Here is a 1207-nt window from a genome sequence, read left to right on the forward strand (position 1 = left end):
GCACTCGTTCCAGACTGATCTCCGGATGCCAGATCCTCATGGTCATGCTGTCGCTGGCGCTGGCCGTGTTTTCGGCAAGTGCGGCACAGCTCAACCTGGCGAGCGTACCGCTCTATGCCGGCGGCAATGTGCCTCCGATCGTGATGATCAACCTGTCGAAAGATCGAGCCCTGTACCAAAAGGCATACAACGACTATTCCGACGTGAATGGCGACGGCAAGATCGACACTACCTATGATGATTCGATCGATTACGCTGGCTATTTCGATTCGTTCAAGTGCTACACCTACAGCACTGCCCAGCATGCCTTCGTACCGGCCTCGATCATTGCGCCGGCAACCCCCAGGAACCACTATTGCCCGGCATCGAGCGCCTGGAGCGGGAACTTCCTGAATTGGTCCAGCATGACCCGCATGGATGCGGTCAGGAAAATCCTCTACGGTGGCTACCGGTCTACCGACACAAGCACAAACACCATCCTCGAACGTGCGTTCCTGCCGATGGACGCGCATTCCTGGGCGAAGTACTACAACGGCGCCGACCTGCCGAAACTCACGCCGTACACGTACGGCACAGGCCAACAGATAGAACGGACTGCGCCAACGTTCACTTCCACCAGCAGCGTCAGCCTGGCCGAGGGATGGCAAAGCGTAACCATCAGCACCTCGAACCAATTCGAGATCGGCGATCAGATGCTGCTGGTGCCAGGCGGCGCGCCTGCCAACACGCAGATGATCGGTTGGGTGACCTGGGTAGTGAACGACAGCAGTGCAAGCAGGCCGTCGACCATTACCGTGAATATCGACAGCCGCTCGATTAGTGGTACGGACAGGATCTACAGCAGATGGACAGTATCCAACCTCAGCCGCGTGGGGCTGACACTGTGCAACACGACCCCCAACGACTCAAGCGCCGGCAACAGATATTCCCAGAGCAACAACGCCCCGCCTGAAATACGCGTGGCGAGGGGAAACTATGCCTTGTGGGGCTCCAGTGAGCGCTGGCAGTGCAATTGGGCGTCGGAACGCAACAGGACCCACGGCCGCAACCTTTCAAATGGGAACCTTCCGGCCCTCTCCGGCCTGAATGCCTCGGCGGAGAATCCGCCGCAAGCGACCCGTGGGATCGGTACTGGAGAGGCCACGGGACAATACTACGCCCGCGTGCAGGTCTGCGTGTCGGGGATGATCGGCAACGACAATTGCCA

General features: G+C 59.2%; 1 pseudogene. It reads left to right on the top strand.

Going from position 1 to position 1207, the window contains the following annotated elements:
- Positions 1-38 precede the first annotated feature (38 nt).
- Positions 39-1207, top strand: a pseudogene (locus AC1DQ3_RS36450) (hypothetical protein); the annotation flags it as partial.

The sequence above is a fragment of the Cupriavidus sp. 01T418 genome, from assembly GCF_056398885.1.